This is a genomic window from Moorella sp. E306M, from assembly GCF_006538385.1.
GTDB lineage: Bacteria > Bacillota > DSM-521 > Neomoorellales > Neomoorellaceae > Neomoorella.
Window position 1 is genome coordinate 986,672 of record NZ_BJKO01000001.1, and the last position, 19,058, is coordinate 1,005,729.

Consider the following 19,058-nt stretch of genomic DNA (forward strand, 5'->3'; position numbering starts at 1 on the left):
CCCACCTCCTCGGAAATAACCTGAAGTGATTCCTCCGAAAATAATCCTGTCACAGGTTCCTTCAAACCAAGCAGGGTTACGGCCCGGCTTCGGCTTTAAGCATACGGTACGGGTAGACGCTGTTGCGCCCCGTAGTCTTGGCCTGGTAAAGGGCGAGATCGGCCCGGGCGACCAGTTCCTCCTTATTGAGCCCGTCTTCAGGCCAGATGGCTATGCCAGTACTTACTGTCAGACGAACGGGCGCCCCTGCTTTATTGAAGCTATGCTCAGCTATGGCCCGGCGTATCCTTTCCGCCACCTGAAGGGCTCCCCGGTAGTCGGTACCGGGCAAAATAATGGCAAATTCTTCGCCGCCGAAACGGGTAACAATATCCTGCTCCCGGGTATGTTCTTTTAAAATGGCCGCCAACTCCACCAGTACCCGGTTGCCAACCAGGTGGCCGAAAGAATCATTGATTTCTTTGAAATGATCGATATCTATCATTAAAACAGCCAGGGACCGCAGCTGTTGCTGGGGACTTAACAACCGCTCCAGGCTCTGCTCAAAGTAGCGATAATTAAAAAGCCCGGTCAAGTCGTCGGTCACGGCCATTAGCTCCACAGCAGCCAGCTGGGAAAGGGAGCGTTTATATTCCCGGTGCCAGTGGTCCACCTCAGCCTGGAGGGAAGAAACCTTAAAAGCTTCATCGAGTATTTTGAGCCAGGCAAAAAAGCAAAAGCCTGCCAGGGTAATCCAGCCTCCCCAGAGGGCCAGAGAATGGCTGTTTAATGGCAGCCCAGCCTTAATATACCAGTACAGTCCAAGAAATAGAACCATCACCAGGCCTGCAACAACAACCTGCTTCTGGCCCAGGTAAAGGGGCACTAGCAGGGGCAAAAGCAGCAGGAAAGGAAAAAGAGGGGTACCCGCCCCGCCCCCGGCAAATAACCAGCTGCCGGCCAGGACGAGGTTGACTCCCAGGAGGAAGAACTGCCCCTGCCGGCTCCTAAAAAAGGTTCCGGTTACCAGGACCAGACCGTTGATTATACTCCAGCTTAAACCCCACCAGACAGCCGGGCCCGGTGGACCTGCCAGGGTTAAAAGTACCCCTCCTACCGTCAGGGTTAAACCCGCCAGCCACCCCTCCCGGCTGCGCCCTTCGTCCATGAAACCGCTCTCCTTAAACTTGACTCTGGCTGTCTATTTCGCCATCAGGTTTATTTTTTCCTTCCGTCAATTTATTTTTTAGGCAGGCCCGGTAAATCCTGGTCCAGGTAGAGTTAAAATCTTTTTCTGTCCGAATATCTAAAAAGTGCGCCTGCCGACCGCCAGAGCCAGTCGAAAATTCCCACGTTAAAAGCCCTTTTTCCCGGGCGCAAATTACTCGCAAAAAGGGATAGGGATAAAAAAAATAGTGCAAGATAGCAAGAGACGCCTGAGCCTGCGCATCGATAATTACCACTAGCCTCCAGGGCAAACCGTACCAGTAGCACCACCACCAGAACCGTCGCAGGAGGCCTTCGAGAAAATCTTCCTGGTTACCCACCAGGAGTGCCAGTGAGGGATAGGTTAAGGTTAATTCTTTTTGCCGCCACCAGAACAAACCATAGACTAAGACCAGTAACATGACAGCTGCCAGCAAGATTACCGGTGCCTGGTAGCCCACGTCACTCACCCCTGCTCTATCTTATGCGGCAGGGGCAGCCTGTGGTGAAAGGAGGTGACCTTGATGCCGGCCGCCAGCGATGCCTGCCTGCGCTGCGGCGCTTCTTTAAGCTTTATGGAGCGCTTCGGCCTGGAAAATGCCGTAGAAGTTCCCGGTAAAGGGGCATTATGTCCCAGCTGTTACCGGGAACTTTCGGCCGACGAATATAACAGATACTTTAAAGCTTAAGGGCGGAAATTATGTCTTCCTGGAGGAGATGGAGGCGCTCGTCGTCGGGCGCCTCCACATACAACCGCAGGAGGGGCTCCGTACCCGACGGCCGCAGCAAGACCCAGCTGCCGTCAGCCAGAAGGAATTTAACCCCGTCAACTGCCAGGCGCCCGGTCACCGGCATGCCGGCAATCTTGGCCGGGGTAAAATCCGGCAGTTCCTTTAAAACCCGCGCTTTGACCTCCGGCGCTACCTTCAGGTCCAGCCGCCGGCTGACCAGCCGGCCGTGGCGTTCCTGTAAATCCGCCAGGATACTTTTAAGGCTGCGTCCCTGGACGGCCCGCAGCTCGGCAACCAGGGCCGTGGCCAGAATGCCGTCCTTTTCCGGGATGTGGCCGCGGATGCTTAATCCCCCGCTCTCCTCGCCCCCCAGGATACAATCATGCTTCCTCAGGGCCTCACCAATATACTTAAACCCCACCGGAGTCTCAATAACTTTCAGGCCATGGGCCGCGGCCAGGCGATCCAGGTTGTGGGTGGTAGCAACCGTCCGGGCTACCGGTCCCCGGTATTGCCGGTGGAAGAGCAGGTGGGCCAGGACCAGGTAAAGGACTTCATTGGCCGTAAAGTAAGTACCGTCCCCGTCGACAACGCCGAAGCGGTCGGCATCGCCGTCCAGGGCCAGCCCCAGGTCGGCTCCCGTTTCCCGGACCTGCCAGGCCAGCTCGCTTAAGCCGCGGGCGCTGGGATCCGGCAGGGAACCGCCGAAAAGGGGGTCACGGTAGTTATGGAGGGTATGTACCTGGCAGCCGGCCCGCTGCAAAAATTCATCCAGATAGTCGAGCCCCGCGCCATACAGGGGGTCAACGACAACTTTTAACCTGGCCTGCTTGATGGCTGCTACATCAACCAGACCCTGCAGGTATTCCAGATAGGCTTCTCGGGGGTCCAGTTCCTTTACCAGCCCCCTTTGCCGGGCCTCAGCCAGTTCCAGGCGTTTAATATTACCTCCAGCCATTACAGCCGCTATTTCTTTTTCAATAGCTTCAGTAATCGCCGGCACGGCCGGCCCGGCATAATCGGGTATAAACTTGAGCCCGGAGTAAGCAGGGGGGTTATGGCTGGCCGTAAGCATTAATGCTCCTAAAGCCCCATACTTTTTAATAGCCCAGGCCGTCACCGGCGTTGGTACGGCCCGGGAAGGCAGGTAAACGGTAAAACCGTTGCCCGTCAATACTTCGGCTGCAGCAGCGGCAAATTCCGGGGCCAGGAAACGGTTATCAAAACCGATAACGACTTCCCCCTGCCCTTTCTCGCTCTGCAGGTAATTGGCGACGGCCTGGGTAACCAGGCGGACATTGGCAAACGTGAATTCCTCGGCAATGATGGCCCGCCATCCATCAGTACCAAATTTGATGGTCAATACTACCACCTCCGAAAATAACTTTGTCACAGGCTGGCATTGTCCGGCACGCCCCAGATCCTCGCGGAAGCGGCCTGAGGCTTTAGGAGGGCCTATCCTGTTCTTCCTTCTCCTGCTTCACCGGGCTTTCCGGGGCGTCGGTGATATCCACCGGGTTGACAATGTCGTCTTCTTTCATATTGACATACAGGGAGCCGTCGCTCCTCAAAACGGCATAGTCAACCTGGCTGATATCCTGGACACCCTGGGCCTGGAGCTGCTGGATGAGCCACTTTTCATCCAGTTTATTTTGCTTCAGGTTCTGGAAGAGGATCTCCCCATCCATAATCAGTTCCGTCGGTATCCCCTCGTACTGAGTCGGCAGCTGGAGGTCAGCCGGTGTCAGGGGGCGTTTCTGGGATTTCAGCAAAACGCTCAGGTCGCCGTCAGGCTCCAGAATAGCATATTCAACATCAGCAATATCAAATACATTTTTTTGCCGCAGCTGCATGGCCAGCTCATCAAAATTATACCGCATTTTTTTCATATTTCCTTCCAGGATTTTTCCGTTATGCACGACTACAGTAGGTTCACCGGAAATAAGCTTGCGGGCTGGGCGGCTTAGCATAACGGCATAACCGGCTACCCAGGTAAGGAAAGCAAAAAGGGTAAGGCCCAGGAAGTGAATTCCTGTCCGTTTGGGATCTGTATCGGTTGCCAGCACGGCAGCTATACTGCCAAAGGTGATGCCGTTAATGTACTCAAAAAAAGTCAGCTGGCCAATCTGCTGTTTGCCGAGAATCCGGGTGTAGATCAGGATGGCCGCAAAGGCCAGGATGGTCTGGAGAAATACCTCGAGGTACTCCATGAATTCCCCCCCTAACTAAAGTAAGTTTAGAGTAATTCCCGCTTGTGGAGATAAAAAAGGAGGCCAATGCCGGCCACGATAAAAGCCAGGATTAAGAGCGCCTCAATGAGCAAGTCGTTCATCTGTATTCCCCCGTTATTCCAAGACTTCATTTCCGTATTATTTCCCAATAAGCTCCATAAATGCAAAAAGGCCGCGAGTTTAAGCTCGCGACCGCCAGTGCCGTTCTACGGCACCAGGTTATTTACCCGTTGCTGCAGGGCGGCCAGGCGCTGTTGCGCCCGTTCAATTTCTTGCTGCAGGGGTGCTAAGCGGCTGTCGACGACTTCCTGGACGTAACTCCGGGTAACTACCGGGTCGGCCTGCAGTCCGGCCGTAGAGGCCGTCGCGCCGGCGCTGCCCGCCAGGCCGAGGGCCAGAGCCAGGAGGAGAACAACAACGACTAAATAATAGTTGCGCACAGCCATCACCTTGCCCCTACAGTATGTGTAAAGAATTATGCCGGGCCTTAACCCTGGTAAGGTGCCTTCTACCAAGGACCCCCAGTTTATCGCAACCCACCAGGATTATCACGGCCAGGCCCACCAGGATAAGCATGCCCTGATCCGTGGCCAGCCTGGTAAGGAGCACAGCACTGCCCCCCAGGCAGGCATCCACCAGGTAGATGACACCAACGGCCTGGCGTTGGGTTAAACCCTGGGCCAGCAGGCGGTGATGCAGGTGGCCTTTGTCGGGGGCAAAGATGGGCTGGTGGTTGAGAAAGCGCCGGATAATGGCCAGGGTGGTGTCCAGGATGGGCAAACCTAAGATGACTACTGGCACAAACAGGGAAACCACTGTCGCGCTCTTGGTCAGGCCGATGGTAGCCAGGGCCGCCAGGTTGAAGCCCAAAAACATAGAACCGCTGTCTCCCATGAAAATCCGTGCCGGGTGAAAGTTAAAGGGCAAAAAGCCCAGCACACTGGCCGCCAGGGCCAGGGAAAGAAGGGCTACTACTACTTCCCCGTTAAGCCAGGCCACCATGGCAATGGTCACGGCGGCGATAAAGGAAGTCCCGGCGGCCAGGCCATCCAGGCCGTCCACCAGGTTTAAAGCATTGGTAACGCCTACTATCCAAAAAATAGTTACGGGAATGGCCAGTTTGCCCAGAATAAAAAGCCCGTCAAAGGGGTTGGTGAGAAATTCCACCCGCACGCCGAAGGCTACCAGGATGGCTGCAGCGACAATTTGCCCCATTAATTTCAGCCTGGGACTTATATTTTTAATATCATCGACCAGCCCCACCAGCATGATAAAGGTACCGCCCAGCAAGAGGCCCAGGTATTTCTCGCCATGGTAACCGAGCAGGTAAAAGGCCGCCAGGAAACCGGCGTAGATGGCCACGCCTCCCAGCCGGGGCATGAGAGTACGGTGAACTTTACGGGCATCGGGTTTATCGACGGCCCCCAGGCGGGGCGCCACCCGGCAAAGTAAAGGTGTAAGCAAAAAACTAATTACCCCCGCTAGAGCAAGGGCCAGGATATTCACCTTCGGTTCCTCCTCCGAAAATAACTCTCCCGCAGGCTGGCATAGTCACACCCGTACCAAAACCCCTAAGGAGCGCCCAGCACGCAACTCGTTTGTCATAGGTGTTGCAAGTTGAGTGCTGGGTCACCCAGGGCGGCGGCGTGCCGCCGTGAAGGGTTACTCTGAAATAGCTCCCTACTCTATCTTTTCGCCTACAGCAAAAAGCAGCTCGCCTTCCGCCGCCATCTCTTCCCCCACCCAGGCGCGGCCGTAGCCTTTGCCTACCCGTCCTTTGAGCTTGATAATCTCCGTCTCCAGCCTTAACACATCACCCGGGACTACCTGGCGGCGGAAACGAACCCCGTCCATGCCGCCAAAAAGGACCACCCGCCCCTGGAATTCGGGAAGGCTCAAAAGGGCCACCGCTCCAACCTGAGCCAGGGCCTCCATGATTAAAACCCCGGGCATTACCGGCTGCCCGGGAAAATGGCCGCTGAAATACCATTCGTTGCCGCTGACGTTTTTTTGTCCTACCGCTCGCCGACCTGCCTCTACTGCCAGAATGCGGTCAACCAGCAAAAATGGATAGCGGTGCGGTAATACTTTCTGTATTGCCGTCAGGTCCATGACGTCACTTCGCTTTTAGGGTTTTGATTTAGACAATATTACTTGGTTTTATTCGCCATTTATCCCCATATTCCTGCTTGTCTAAAAAAACCTGTGCAGCCGGCGGCGGAGCATAAAGCTGATGAGATTGACCTCTTCAATCCGTAATAGCAGGGCTAATCCCCAAAAGATGAAAACTCCGATGGCTATTAATCCGGTTAACCGGATAAATAATCCCAGCAGGGATTGTGACCAGGCAAATACACCCAGGCCCCTCCCGGCCAGCCAAACCAGCAGGCCCATTCCTACGGCTGCCATACCGGTGCGCAGCGTAGAGCCCAGCAGGGCAGCCGCCTTTAGCTCCGGCAGGCGGCGGTACAGGGCCAGGTAAAGCAATAGAGAATAGAGGCTGGCAGCCAGGGAATTGGCCAGGGCCAGGCCGCCATGTCCCAGGTACGGTACCAGCAGGTAGCTGAAAATGATATTTAACGTCACGGAGAAAAGGCCAGTCGTTACCGGAACGACTACCTCCTGGAGGGCATAAAAGGCCCGGGTCAGGATGGGGTGCACGGCCTGGGCCAGGAGGCCCAGGGAATAAAATAAAACTGCAACAGCCGTCATGGTCGTCGCCCGGGGATCAAAGGCCCCCCGCTCAAAAACCAGCCGCACCAGGGGTTCCCGGAGGACAATGAGCCCGGCAGCCGCCGGCATGATAGTCAGGGCCACCAGCCCCAGGCCCCGATCAACCAGGTGGGCCATTTCCCGGCGATCCTGCCGGGCCGCCTGCTCGGCCAGAGAAGGAAAAACAGCCGTAGTAACGCTGGCCACAAAGATGCCCAGGGGTAAAGTTACCAGACGATTACCAAAGTCCAGAGCCGTAATACTCCCCGCTGCCAGCCGGGAGGCAAAAAAGCGGTTTGTGGCCAGGTACAGCTGGACCACTGCCAGGCTCAAAGATACCGGTAACAAGTTGCGGCCTATTCTCTTAACTGCCGGATGATGGGAGAGCAAGCGCCACGAGTAACGGAACTGCAAACGCGGTAAATCGGGTAACTGTATAGCCAGGTAAGCGGCAAAGCTTAAGACTGTCCCTACGGCCAGCCCGGTAATGCCAAAGGCTTGCCCGGCCAGGACTACGGTAGCAATGATGACCAGGTTGCTGACCGCCGGTGCCAGGGCCGGGGAGGTAAAGATATAGCCGGCGTTTAAAATGCCGCTAATGAGCATCCCTGTACCCATAAAGGGTAAGGAGAGGAACATGATGCGTGTAAGTTTCACCGTCAGGTCATAAACAGGCGCCGCAAATCCGGGGGCCAGGACCTGGACGAGCCAGGGAGCCAGGCCGGCACCTGCCGCCGCCAGCAGGGTCATGATTAAAAACGTCCAGTTGCCGACAGCGCTGGCTATTGCCCAGGCCTGGTCGCGGTCATCCCGGACCAGGTAAGCAGTCACAACCGGCACCATCACCGTGACAAAGGCCATCCCCAGGATGGTCTGGAGGAAAAAAGGAATAGTATAGGCTACCAGGTAGGCGTCGGTAGCCGGGCCGGCGCCAAAACGGGCGGCAATGCTGGCATCCCGGACAAAACCCAGCACCCGGCTCAACAGGTTCAAGAGCAGGACGATACTCGCCGCCTTGGCCATGCGGGCCACCGGTGTCCCTGCCGGTACCCGGGCATACTTGCCGTTACTTTTTGCTGCCATTTTCTCTAGCTGTCAGCCGTCTATGGCTCCTTTCTTCAGGTACTCTGCAACCAGGCGGGCGGTATCCAGGGCCCGGGGCCGCAGTTCGGCCGCTGCCGCCCTGACCCTCTGGCCGTGCTCTTCCCGGCGAGCCAGAGCCTCCTGAACTGCCGCCGTGAGGCCCTGGCAGGTTACCCCTGCCAGGGAACCCACGGCCGGCTGTTCCACCAGCCGGGCAAAGGCAGCCACTTTGGGATCGTAGGGCAGGGCCAAAAAGGGCACTCCCATAACTGTTGCCAGGACCAGGGCGTGCAGGCGCATGGCAATTAAAAATTGCAGCCGGCCCATAAGGCCCATAATAGTCGCCAGGTCCAAATTTTCCCTTAAAATGGCTGCCGGCTGATGCATCAAGCGGGCCACCTGGCGGCAGGCATCGACGTCGGCGGGAAAGTGGAAAGGTAAAAATAAAACCTGCCACCCGCCGGCCACCAGGTCATCAGCCACCTTGGCCAGCGCCGGCCAGCAGTTCCCGGTCCCTGGCCAGGAGCGGACAGAAATACCAATTACCGGTCCGGTCAATCCCAGCTCCTGCCATTTTTTCTGCCCGTTTCGCAAATCCAGGTTCTCCGGTTCCAGGCCCAGAACCGGGTCGGCCGTAACGTAGACCGGCGGCCGTCTCACCCCGAGCTCCTCCAGGAGCTGCCGCGACTCACTGTCCCGCAGGGTTATAAGCTGGACGCTATTTAAGACTTTGCCGGCCAGCCGGCGGCTAAAAGTGCGCTTTAACGGTCCCAGGCCCTGGGCATAGACCACTACCGGCTTGCGCAGCAGCCGGGCCAGGACCACCACGCCCAGGTAGTAGAGAAGGCTCTTCCATCCGGTAACATCCTGGAAAAGGCTGCCACCACCGCTGATAACCAGGTCGGCCCGGCGCATGGCCCCGGCTACCGCCGTCAACTGCCAGCGGTTTACCGCATCAACGTTCAGGCTCGCTGCTGTTTGCTCCGGGCAGTGAGATAGGACAGTAATTTCCAAACCGGGCACAAAGGAACGCAAGGCCTGGACCATGCTGTAAAGGACGGCCTCATCACCGGCGTTCTGGAAGCCGTAATAGCCGGAGATAACTACCCTGGCCATGCCCTGTTCCTCCTTAAACTTCCCGCCCCCAGCTTTACGGCTGTAACCAGCAGCGAACCAATCAGAAGCCCCAGCCACAGGCCGTTAAAGGTCCGTAATAACGAAATGAGGAAAGGAATATGAATGTGCGAGAAAGTATTAACCAGGGAGATCTGGCCCACCAGGCCCAGGAGCCAGAAGAGAAGATAACGGTGCTGGTAACCCAGGCTCAGGCTTAAAAGCAAAAAGGGATAGCCGAGGAGGAACTCTTTGGTCCGCGGCCGGGCAAGTAAAACGTTCCCCAGGAACGAGCGCATCTGCCCTTCAAAAGGTAACAGCCCCACCCCTTCATTACCGCTGCGGCTGAGGTAAAGGACACCGGCAGCGGCCACCACCACGGCCAGAAGTACCAGCTTTACGGTGAGGCCGGCATCAAGCCAGCCCTGCAGGGCAGCGCCGGCCCCCCGCCCCTCCTGCCGGATAATCACGGCCGCCGTAAATAAAAACAAGGGAGCGACAAAGGCAATTTTAACACCGCTGAATTCATTAATCTTTAAGATAAAGGTATTATCGGCCAGAATGGCAGCAATATACAACGCCCCCAGGAAGGAGAGCAGGGCCGTGCGCAAGGTGACGGCTATCCCGGCCTTTAAACTGCGCGGTACCGGGGACCAGGCCATGAGCACGGCCAGGGTGGGAAAAATAATGGCCGCCCCCAGGGCCATTACCTTGCGGGCTAAAAGCACCTGGTGATTCAGCCCCAGGGCCCCCGTCCAGATCACAAGGCCCAGGAAACCTAAAGCTAAACCCAGGCGAAGTAAACCAAACTGCATCATTAAAAGAACCCCGGCAGCCAGGACACCCAGGCCGGTTAAATACAGCCACAGGCGTGAGAAAGGAAATGATGAGAAGGGCTCCGCCCGGCCTATGGTCAGGCCGCCGGCGAGGATTACTCTTCTTAATTCCCCAACGAAATGGAGGTTATCCTCCAGCCAGTTTGTCGATCCCGGGGTAAACTTAAAACGGGCGATGAGAATGCGGTTATTCCTTTCCCTGGCTGCCAGCTCCAGGCGTTCCAGGGCCGCCGCCGGGGGCAACGTGGCCATTTCATCACCACTGATGCTGTGTACCCGCAGAGCCCTTTTATCCAGAAGCACGACCAGCTGACTGAGGCCCTGTTGCGGGAAAAATTCAATCAGGCCCACCGGGACTTTGAGCTGCTCCACCTGGGCCGCCAGGTTAAACAGGTAATGGGGGTAACCGGGAAGGTTCTTATCATTGAAAAGCAAAGCAACGATGCTGTCCTGGTAGGCAAAAAGGGGCCTTAAAGTGGCGGCCAGGGAAGCGGCGTTGGCGCCATACCACCACCGCACCTGGGGAATGAGGAACAGACCCAGTTCCCGCGCCATGGCCATCTCCCGTTCCGGGAAGCCCAGGCCCACTTCCTTTAGCTCTGCTGTGGAGAGGGGTATACCCAGAGCTACGAAGTCGCTGCCGGCCAGCACCTGCACCTCGCCGGGGATTTTATTTTCCAGCTGCAGTTCCAGGCGCTGCGCAAGTTTCCTGTCGCTGGTAAAAAGGTAGGTATACTCGGGGCGTACTTCTTTCTGTACTGCAGCCGGGAAGTATAGGACAGCCTCAGTTCCCGGCCGGACCCAGACCTGCTGCTGGAGATCCTCTATAGTCTGCTCCTTAAAAAGGACGGCATTGGCTCCCTGCTGCTGCAAACGGCTTAAAGTTTCCCTGGTAGTCAAACCACTCCACTGGGCTAATTTTTGCACCTGCTGGAAGTCAACCGCCAGGGTAACCGTCCGGTTGGCTTCTTCCAGGCGTACCCGGTTCGTAATTACCACCCCGGCGGCCAGGGTGGCGATAATCAGCATTGCCCAGAGGACTGGCTGGTAACGCCGGCGCAACAAAAAAATCCCTTCTTCCCTTGAGGTTACAGAAGGGATATATTCGCCACCCGGTGACCGAATCCTCCTGGAGAAGGCCGGCAACTTGTGGTTACGAGATACTGCAACCCGCCTTGACAGGCGGGTTGCAGGGGGGAAGAACATTAAACTATGAGTTTTCCTTGAGAAACGACCAGTTTCCCGTCCAGGTACAGGTCGGGGGCCATAATAACACCGTCAATATGCACTCCCGCCCTGACCGTGCCGCCAAAGGTTGTATTATTACCAAAGGCAAGATGAACGGTCCCGTATACCTTCTCGTCTTCTAAAATGTTGCCTGAGACCCTGGCGCGGTCATTGGTGCCTAGGCCCAGTTCGGCCACGTTTCTGGCTTCAGGAGCACTCCCCAATAGCTCCAGCAGCCGCTGCCCTTCCGGGCCCTGAGCAGCCGTTAAAATTCCCTGGCGAATAGTTACTCTGACAGGGCTCCTCAGCCGGCCAATACCCGCCACGGAGCCGTCAATAATCGTTTCACCTTCCGCGCTTCCCTCCAGGGGAGCGATGTATGCCTCGCCGGAAGGCAAATTACCCGCTTCACCCGGCTGGCGGTACAAGCCGGTACTGGCTATACCCCGGCGCCCGACCAGGGAAAGCTGCAATTCCAGGCCTTCTTTGACCAAAACGGCCGTCCTGGCTTCTGTAAGCAGCCGGGCAAGTTCTGTAGCCAGCCGGGCCACCTGATCATAGTCGGCCGCCACCGCCCCGGTAAAAAACATATCCTCGGTAATACCGGGCATGGTGGCCACCCGCGCCCCGGCCTGGCAGGCCTTGATCCGGGCCTGGGTATGAGTTAAGGAATTCCTGGTAGGACAAATAACCACGTCGGCCCTGGCCATAGCCGCCGCCACGGGCGGGGGCGGCTCGGCCCCGGGCCTGTCCGTGGGAGGCATCTTGATAAGTGTCGCGAGGGCGCCGCTTTCTTCACCGGCCTGGAAAATCACTTCGCCAATAGTGCTTGTTGCCGTATCGGTCACCACCAGCAAAGTTTCACCGGGCTTTAAAGCCATATTGGTACGCAAAAGCTCCCTGGCTACTGTTTTCAGGTCTTGCAAGCCGGCCGCCTCCTCAGGATAATAATTCCAGAATGACACGCGCGGCAACCGTGCGCGGCAGTATGGTTGGAATGCCGGTACGCTTCATGATTTCTTTTTTCATGTCCATATTGAAGCCCATGCAATCTAGGACAATCAATTCCGCCTGCCACTCCTGTAGCCTGGCGGCTGCCTGCCATATGGCCTCTACAGGTCCATAGGGCGAAGCGGCTTCTACTGCCAGGGCGCTACCCATTCCGGCCCAGCGCACCCCGGCCTGCTCTACCTGGCCCGGATCAGGAACTATTATCCCCAGCCGTCGCCCGGCCGCGACGGCAGCGGTGAAATGATGCAGGATTAGCTGGGGCTGCAAAATTAACCGCCGACAGGAAAAAGGAGGAAACTCTCCTGTACACAGCAATAAAACAGCCTCGGCGCCCGCAGCAACCACCTCGTCAATCCGGGCCTGCATTAACGATAAAATACGCTGCTCGGCAAGCTTTACCGAACTGCCATCCCGCAACCTGGTCACCAGGACGTAGTCCCCCGGTCCCGGCGCCAGGGCCGCTATTTCTTCATGGCTTAAACCGTCAAGGGCTCCCGCTTCGATTATTTCTATTCTGTCCCCAAGAATTGCCTCTATTTCCGGCACGACATCAACGCGGGGCGACTGCCCGATGGTAATAGCGCCTACTTTACGTACCATTCCAGGACCCCTCCCTTGCCCTTTTTCCAGGCACAGGCCCGGTGCCGATGACACCCTGCGGCTCCGGGCGCATACTCTACCAGGCTTGCTGTACTACCACAGGTCTTTTCAACTACCCTCCGGGACGGTAACCCGTTATATACGCGGGCATACTTTAGCTTTTACCCAAAGTCTGCAGGTGGTCCATGGGACCGTAAAGGGCCTTCAACCGCTCAAATTCTTCCTCATCGTAAATGCGGCACTTACCCTGGCCGAAGGCCTTGGCCACTTCGATACAGAAGCGAACGGCAGCTTCAATATCTACCAGGTGACTGGCGCCGGTGGCGCAGCCCGGGACCGGCACTTCGGCTGTAATGGCCACCCCCACTACCGGCGCCGCCGTGGCTACGCAAGGTTGCAAAATGCTGTTCAGGTGATAAAGGCCGTTGCCGTAGGGCGTAATGTCCTGGGTAGTAACCGGGAAGACTACCGGTAACCTGCCGGTTGCAATCTGCATCAGGTCGAGCAGGTCTTCACTAACCCGCAGGATATACCCCTCTTTAACCGTCGGCGAGATAGCAAAACCGCGGTGATTGATAACCCGGTTGCCTTTGGTTGTATCAATGGAAAGAATGGCGTCCATGGCCGGGTCGACTTCATGGCGGTTCATTGCAGCAATATCCACCGGCGAATCCATGAAGGGCACGGGATCATGAGGCCTGGTCGGCGCATTGGGACAGATATGGGTAGCAATAATCACATCCCCGGCCAGTATATCCCCCTTCTTCTGCATGGTCCCCAGTTTCAAGGCGGCAGCCACCGCAGCCAGGGCGCCGTCGCCGTCGGACACAAAACCTATCCTTTCCGGCCGGGCGCCCAGGCCACCCAGCCGGCCGATTATCCCCAGGGTCGGCGCGCTGCCGCCTTTAACCTTACCACTGCTTCCCGGTACCCTGACTTTGATAAAGTCCGTAAAACCCTTGGCGCCGGCAATCCGCTTTACCTCTACGTCTTCCAGGCCGGCCTTTTTAAGTAAGCCTGCCACCTCATAGCCATCAACATAAGCGCTGTCAAGAAGTTCATAAGCTTCTATTACCTGTTTAAGAGCCATCCTGTTACACCCCTCTTCCAGCGAATACGTATTTGATTACTTCTTTTCCGGTAGCCTTTTCTACCACATGAAAAAGGTCAGGATCCTTCATGCCGCTTCCCAGAATTAACCTGTCACGATGAACGTGCAAAATGGCTATCTCCTGCCCTTCCTGGATTTCTGCCGAAGACAGGGGCAAACCGCTACTGAGGTCCATAGTTGCCAGCAGGTCTGGAAAAGTGCCTTTCCTTTCACCTTCAATTTCTAGAGTAATATATTCGTTCCAGAAGGTAAGTTCCGCCATCTGCCGTTCGCCCTGGACTACTACTTTACCAACATCAAAGCCGCCGGTGGTCTCCAGGCTAACGGCAGCCACTTTCCCGGTAAAAATTATGGCACCGCCTAAAACTTCCGCTGCCGCTTCGATTGCCGGCAGGGGGCCTTTAGCGCGATTGGTCAGGATGGCTCTGCCCACAGCGATACACTTGCCTATGGCGCCGGGGGCAGCATTTTCCTTCGCATACCCTGCCGTAACCGGATTCCTGGCTACGGCCACCAGCCCGCCGGCTTGTATTGAAGCCTGCCTTACCATACTGGCGGTTGCCTCCAGGGAACCGCTGGCAAAAACCTCAATATAGCTATTCGTTTGGGGACTGCCGCCGACTGCCACCTGCCGGGAGATATACCCGGCAACTCTATGCAGCCCCATGGAGCCCATGACCCCGGTGGGATGGGCCCTGCCGTTACAGGGGGCATCGATCACGGGTATGCCCAGGGCCGCGGCCTGCAGCCACCCGTTAACGCTGGCCAGGCCGCCACATTCATTGGTAATTAAACCGTGAATCTTTTCGCCTGTATTTTTGCTGAACAACTCCACGGTACGTATATAATGCACCGGCTTGACAAAGGCCGTCCTGGCCGCCGGCGCTCCAACGGCAGAAACGGTAAGCAGCATGGCATCGTCAGCAAGGGCATCAATTGGTATTAATACAGGGGTGCCCAGCTCTAGAGCCAGGCGGGCGGCCTGGCGTCCCAGCTCCATGGAACCACCACCGCCGCCCCCCAGAACAGCCCCGCCCAGTACGGCCGCTTCCATAACTTCGTAATCAAGCGTCATCTTCAAGCTCATTGCCGGGTCTCTCCTCATTACTTCCATTTAGCCTTGAATACCGAGTTGAAGAAGCCATAGAGGGCATCGCCGGCGATAAAACCGGCGGCCAGGATGGTCATGGGCGTTTCGGCTTCCTTGCCCATAAACTTGAGAACCAGGACGCGGATAATAATGCCGGCCAGTACGGCATAACCCGCCATGGGATTGAGGATTAAGAGACCGGTAGCTAACATTATCCCTATCTGTCTGTCGGAGCCGCCCAGGGCCTGGATCAGGGCTCCGGGAATGGCCCACAGCACCAGGTTTTTGATAATAGCAGCGTCTACGCCCGCCTTAATGGTGGCCGCATACACCCGGTCGACGGGAGGGAACAAATCCTGGCGAAAATATACATCATGGAACAAGGTGACCATTACCCAGGCCACCGCCAGCCCTACCAGGCCGGCCAGGAACTGCTGCCAGCGCCCTTCCAGCTCAAAGTCGCGGTTACGTCCTTCACCCCTTAAAATCCAGCCGGCCTTCAAGTCATAGCCGGCGTCGGCAAAGGCCGGTCCTCCCGAGGCGACAAATCCCACCAGCAGGGCCAGGGCCGGGGCCGGGAACCCCAGGGCCATACCTAGAACGAGAAAAATCAGTGCCGTAGCAAAAGCCGGGAACCAGCCGGCGTGCATGGCGGAAAGGCCAACGATGAATTCTGCCAGGATACAGGAAACGGCAGCAAAGATGGCCCAGAAAACAAGCTGCCAGGCCGGCATTTCCGTATAGAGGCCGCCCAGGAAGGCCAAAATAAGGGCGGCAGCTACATAAAGGCCAAAACCGCGGACTAAACCTTTGCTGACATGTTCTTCGCTCCGGGTGTAATCGCCGGGTGCATCAGCGCTTGCATGAATCCTTCCTTCTTTTCTTCCCCTAAGAAGAATGAAGAGGATCTGGATGCCTGCCACCAGGCCAGCACCGATCATCATCCCGTGGGGAATATAGAGCTTGTTGATATCCACGCCAAAAAGGGTGGTAGAATAACCCCTGAGCAGCAGGCCAACACCAAACATGGCCAGGGCCCAGACATTGCCGATGAAGGCTACGCCAAAAGCAGACATGGAAACCTTAAAGTAGGAGCCAATAATACCGATAATAGTCCCCCAGACCAGAAGCCAGGCCCTCCTGCCGCCTTCGTCGCCGGCGTAGATGGCTTCGGCTGCAGCCACGCCGGGCGGCCAGGCCGCTTTGCCGGGGAAAACACGGGAATCGAAGAACCAGTACAACATAGCCAGGTCAATAAGCATACCCATGGTCGCACCAATCAGCATCGGGACAACCAGGTCGGGCCGGCCAAACAGGTAAGGAATACCTATTGGAAGCAGCAAAGAATTGGCCGCCCCAAAGGTAGCGCTGGAGATATTCGACTGGACCAGATTCTGGCGGTGAATGGATCGGTATCTGGCCAGCCACCCTGCCGGAATCCGGGACAGGGCAATAGCCACCAGCACACCGATAATGGAAGTATTCGGGGTCACCCCAAGGGTTGTTAATATTTGCAGGCCGATAATTGCCCCGAGAACCGAAAGAATAATATTTAAAATAAGAACGACGGGTTCAAAAGCTCGGGGATGTTTTTCTGTTAACAATTTTTCTTCCATAATTCCCCTTCTCCCTTGCTAATTTTGTAAAGTATACCTGGCAACCACTCCGCCGGCTTCTACTGCATCCACAATCCTTACCCTCAGGCGTTCTCTGATTTCTCCGGCCAGGCCGATGGTAGAGTAACCCGTGCAGGCGAAAACAATGACGTCGGCCCCTTTACTAACCAGTTCGCCGGCAGCCTTAACGGCTTTTTCTTTTCCCGCCGGAGTCAGCAGATCCCTGGTATTTTTCACCCCCTCCGGCCTGGTTTCGGCAACCATGTGGGAGCCGAGGACGGTAGCTACCGCCGCCGGAGTAGCCTCGGTCAGGTTTAAGACGCCAATCCTCCTGCCAAGGGCCAGTGCTACGGCGGCGGCCGCTGAACCGGCACCAATGACAGGTATTTTGCATTCCGCCCGCACCTCTTGCAGGGCCGGGTCGGCCGCACAGCTAATAAAAATCGCCTTAGCCCCTTCTTCCTCCGCCTGGCGAGCCAGGCGCACTATTTTGGGAACGGCAATTCTTTCAGTTTCTTCATTATATATGCCCTCCGGCTGGTCAGGTATACAGTAGCTCCGGGTCGGCAGCCCATATTTTGCAGTGATTATGCGCCCATGGGCATTAAGTAAATTTTCGTCCTGGGTAGTGAGGACACGAATAACTGCCAGCACGTTAAAGCCTCCTTGATAATGCTCAACATAATACCTGAGATGAGATTATATAAAAATAACCGCCTGGTATCTATGGCCAAGCGGTATGAATATATCGGGTTCATTTTTATGCAACCAGCACAATTTATTTATCAGATTTGAGGAGTGCCCGGGCCTTCAGGGCCAGCCAGATGGCTAGTCTTTCGTCAGGCGAATCCAGATCGCGCCCGAGAAGTTCTTCAATTCGCTGCAGCCGGTAACGCAGGGTATTACGGTGCACGTACAGCTTTTCGGCTGCAGCCATTACGTTTCCCTCAGACTCGAGATAAACGCGTAAAGTTTCCAGCAGGACTTCACGGTTTTTGACTTCCGGACGATCCAGCGATCCCAGAATCGAGTGGTAAAACCTGGCCAGGGCCCGGCCCGATTGCCCCAAAACATGGTATAATTCTACATCCTCCCAGAACGCTACGGCGCCTCTTCCTTTGATAAGCCTGGCCGTCCTTATGGCGTTTCTAGCCTCCTGGTAGCGCTTGCTGATCTCCATAGGGTCCTGGGCTACAGAGCTTATACCCACGGATACAGTTACGCCGTTCAACTCCCTGGCAATTTGCTGTTGAATTTCCACAGCGAGTTCCTGGAGCTTAATTCTTAAGTTGCTCCAGCCCACTCTGGCTTGCCCTTCCTCCGCTGACGCCGGTAAGATGGCTACAACGCTGTCGCTGCGCTGGACCGTTAAAACCCGCCGTTCTAAGGCTGCAAGGCAGGAATTTACTGACCGGTGAAAATTGCGTTTTAGCTTTTCAGCGTTTGTTTCATAGGCTTCGGGCCGGTGCAAGAGATAACCGCTAAAATCATCTATGTCGATGGCCATGATCACCTTGGGTTCCTCTAGAAAAATACCCAGGGCTTCAGCCCGGCTGACGGCCAGTTCGCGATGGCGAAAGGCCCCGGCTATCAGGTCCTCCAGCAGATCCCGCTGCAGGCTCCGCTGGACTTCGGCCACAGCTTCTTCCTTGACCATTTGCAGGGCAGTTACCGTCACGGCATGCTCCAGGGCGATATGGTTTAATTCGCTCAAGGGCGTTTGCCCTTCTACCATTACGTAGCCATAGCGCCGGCCCCTGACGTCAACAGGAGAGGCAAAATACCGCCGCCGTGTCCCTTTGTACCAGAGGGCTACTTCTACCGCTTTCTGCGTCAAATTGAGCCTTTTGGCTTCTTCAGGCGGCAGCTGAAAGGTTTCCGAAGATGGGCCCTTACCCGCCTCTGCCAGGGGCTTGAATTCCTCATTGCAAATAACTACTTCCCGCTCCACCAGGGCGGCCAGAGCTGTGGCAACGGCCTGGAGATTGCTGGCCTCCAGGGCCACCTGGGTAAGCTTACGGTGGACTTTCTCCGAATACTCAAGCTGCCTTGCCTGTTCATTGACAATGGCCGCCATCAGTGGATTGGTGATCTCCACATACGGGACGTCATCAGGCACACTCAAGAGGGGCAGCTTTAACTCGCCGGCCAGGCGGCACATTTCCTCCGGAACAGCGCCGATAAACCGCCCGAACTTTATGGCCAGGCCGGCTCCGCCCGCCCCTGCCAGCTCCCGTAAAAGATTCAACTGCGCTTCCAGGTCGTTCTTTACCGCATATCCTGTTGTAATAATAAATTCATTGGGCCTGAGCCACCCGCGGGGATCAGGTATCTCCAGGATATCTACAAATTTTATAACATTATCTAGTCCTGCTTCGCCAGCCAGCAGGGTGGCCCTCTGCAGGCCCCCCAACTTTAAAGCCTCTCTGACGGTTATGCCCATAAAGCTTCACTCCATATTCCTCCGGGAACAGATATAAATAAGCTGCAGAGTCCGGCCAGCAATTATAAT

At 56.3% G+C, this 19,058-nt stretch carries 18 protein-coding genes; 1 reads left to right on the forward strand and 17 read right to left on the reverse strand.

What is annotated here, in order from left to right; translation table 11 throughout:
• Nucleotides 1-76 precede the first annotated feature (76 nt).
• Entirely contained in the window at nucleotides 77-1,147 is a 1,071-nt protein-coding gene (locus FLZ89_RS05245; protein ID WP_141304564.1) for a sensor domain-containing diguanylate cyclase, read from the reverse strand.
• A gap of 13 nt (nucleotides 1,148-1,160) precedes the next feature.
• Nucleotides 1,161-1,655 (reverse strand): hypothetical protein, encoded by a 495-nt coding sequence (locus tag FLZ89_RS05250; protein ID WP_141263789.1) that lies wholly within the window; start codon nucleotides 1,653-1,655, stop codon nucleotides 1,161-1,163.
• Between the two features lie 54 nt (nucleotides 1,656-1,709).
• Between FLZ89_RS05250 and FLZ89_RS15635 the strand changes: the two genes are divergently transcribed.
• On the forward strand, nucleotides 1,710-1,874 hold the full coding sequence (locus tag FLZ89_RS15635) for a hypothetical protein (protein ID WP_172613453.1): 165 nt from the start codon (nucleotides 1,710-1,712) through the stop codon (nucleotides 1,872-1,874).
• Here the strand turns inward: FLZ89_RS15635 and FLZ89_RS05255 are convergent.
• The 15 genes from FLZ89_RS05255 to FLZ89_RS05325 form a co-directional block, all read right to left on the reverse strand.
• Entirely contained in the window at nucleotides 1,864-3,309 is a 1,446-nt protein-coding gene (locus FLZ89_RS05255; RefSeq protein ID WP_253256412.1) for a phosphoglucomutase/phosphomannomutase family protein, read from the reverse strand. The two genes, FLZ89_RS15635 and FLZ89_RS05255, sit on opposite strands and share 11 nt — an antisense overlap.
• 52 nt (nucleotides 3,310-3,361) lie before the next feature.
• Nucleotides 3,362-4,126 (reverse strand): DUF421 domain-containing protein, encoded by a 765-nt coding sequence (locus FLZ89_RS05260; RefSeq protein ID WP_141263787.1) that lies wholly within the window; start codon nucleotides 4,124-4,126, stop codon nucleotides 3,362-3,364.
• A 227-nt stretch (nucleotides 4,127-4,353) separates the two neighbouring features.
• On the reverse strand, nucleotides 4,354-4,593 hold the full coding sequence (locus FLZ89_RS05265; RefSeq protein ID WP_172613454.1) for a hypothetical protein: 240 nt from the start codon (nucleotides 4,591-4,593) through the stop codon (nucleotides 4,354-4,356).
• A 10-nt stretch (nucleotides 4,594-4,603) separates the two neighbouring features.
• The gene (locus FLZ89_RS05270) at nucleotides 4,604-5,653 is read right to left on the reverse strand and encodes a glycosyltransferase family 4 protein (RefSeq protein ID WP_141263785.1); all 1,050 of its coding nucleotides are present in this window, start codon (nucleotides 5,651-5,653) and stop codon (nucleotides 4,604-4,606) included.
• 174 nt (nucleotides 5,654-5,827) lie between these two features.
• A complete protein-coding gene (gene fabZ / locus FLZ89_RS05275) occupies nucleotides 5,828-6,259 on the reverse strand; it encodes a 3-hydroxyacyl-ACP dehydratase FabZ (protein ID WP_141263784.1) in 432 nt (143 codons plus the stop codon).
• Nucleotides 6,260-6,340: 81 nt separating this feature from the next.
• The gene (gene murJ, locus FLZ89_RS05280; RefSeq protein WP_141304565.1) at nucleotides 6,341-7,942 is read right to left on the reverse strand and encodes a murein biosynthesis integral membrane protein MurJ; all 1,602 of its coding nucleotides are present in this window, start codon (nucleotides 7,940-7,942) and stop codon (nucleotides 6,341-6,343) included.
• Nucleotides 7,943-7,954: 12 nt separating this feature from the next.
• Nucleotides 7,955-9,058: a polysaccharide pyruvyl transferase CsaB gene (gene csaB / locus FLZ89_RS05285; protein ID WP_141304566.1), complete on the reverse strand. Its 1,104-nt coding sequence runs from the start codon at nucleotides 9,056-9,058 to the stop codon at nucleotides 7,955-7,957.
• Nucleotides 9,046-10,956: a DUF5693 family protein gene (locus FLZ89_RS05290; protein WP_141304567.1), complete on the reverse strand. Its 1,911-nt coding sequence runs from the start codon at nucleotides 10,954-10,956 to the stop codon at nucleotides 9,046-9,048. Before FLZ89_RS05290 ends, csaB begins: the two co-directional genes overlap by 13 nt.
• Nucleotides 10,957-11,096: 140 nt before the next feature.
• Complete coding sequence (locus FLZ89_RS05295) at nucleotides 11,097-12,044, reverse strand: aminopeptidase (protein WP_141304568.1); 948 nt, start codon at nucleotides 12,042-12,044, stop codon at nucleotides 11,097-11,099.
• 13 nt (nucleotides 12,045-12,057) lie between these two features.
• On the reverse strand, nucleotides 12,058-12,729 hold the full coding sequence (locus FLZ89_RS05300; RefSeq protein WP_141304569.1) for an AroM family protein: 672 nt from the start codon (nucleotides 12,727-12,729) through the stop codon (nucleotides 12,058-12,060).
• 154 nt (nucleotides 12,730-12,883) lie between these two features.
• On the reverse strand, nucleotides 12,884-13,819 hold the full coding sequence (locus FLZ89_RS05305) for a DUF1177 domain-containing protein (RefSeq protein ID WP_141304570.1): 936 nt from the start codon (nucleotides 13,817-13,819) through the stop codon (nucleotides 12,884-12,886).
• Nucleotides 13,820-13,823: 4 nt separating this feature from the next.
• Complete coding sequence (locus tag FLZ89_RS05310) at nucleotides 13,824-14,927, reverse strand: DUF917 domain-containing protein (RefSeq protein ID WP_141304571.1); 1,104 nt, start codon at nucleotides 14,925-14,927, stop codon at nucleotides 13,824-13,826.
• A gap of 17 nt (nucleotides 14,928-14,944) precedes the next feature.
• Nucleotides 14,945-16,546, reverse strand: a complete 1,602-nt coding sequence (locus FLZ89_RS05315; RefSeq protein WP_141263776.1) for an OPT/YSL family transporter — start codon at nucleotides 16,544-16,546, stop codon at nucleotides 14,945-14,947.
• 18 nt (nucleotides 16,547-16,564) lie between these two features.
• The gene (locus FLZ89_RS05320) at nucleotides 16,565-17,200 is read right to left on the reverse strand and encodes an aspartate/glutamate racemase family protein (protein ID WP_141304572.1); all 636 of its coding nucleotides are present in this window, start codon (nucleotides 17,198-17,200) and stop codon (nucleotides 16,565-16,567) included.
• 124 nt (nucleotides 17,201-17,324) lie between these two features.
• Nucleotides 17,325-18,989: a PucR family transcriptional regulator gene (locus FLZ89_RS05325; protein ID WP_141304573.1), complete on the reverse strand. Its 1,665-nt coding sequence runs from the start codon at nucleotides 18,987-18,989 to the stop codon at nucleotides 17,325-17,327.
• Nucleotides 18,990-19,058: the final 69 nt, after the last annotated feature.